Consider the following 273-nt stretch of genomic DNA (forward strand, 5'->3'; position numbering starts at 1 on the left):
CCGGTGCTTACGATAAACTGCTTCGCCAGTTTCCGCCAGATATGACTGTTCGAAGATACGAGTATTAGCGTTAATCTGTGTTGTTGTCCCCCGTCTTAATTCACGCGAAATCGTACTGGGATTACGATGAAGAGCCTTGGCAATCCGGCGGATGGACCAATCTAAGCCCCTTAGGGCTTCAATTCGACCACGTTCAGCTAAATTGAGTTGGTGATACTGATTAGATATGATATTCTTAATTCGGGTCATGAAGATACCTCTTTCTTGTTTGTG

At 44.7% G+C, this 273-nt stretch carries 1 protein-coding gene; it reads right to left on the reverse strand.

The features are described 5' to 3' along the window. On the reverse strand, nt 1-249 hold a 249-nt coding region (locus tag IV54_RS04740), incomplete at its 3' end, for a helix-turn-helix domain-containing protein (protein WP_157054357.1). Nucleotides 250-273: the final 24 nt, after the last annotated feature.

Source organism: Levilactobacillus paucivorans, from assembly GCF_001437125.1.
GTDB lineage: Bacteria > Bacillota > Bacilli > Lactobacillales > Lactobacillaceae > Levilactobacillus > Levilactobacillus paucivorans.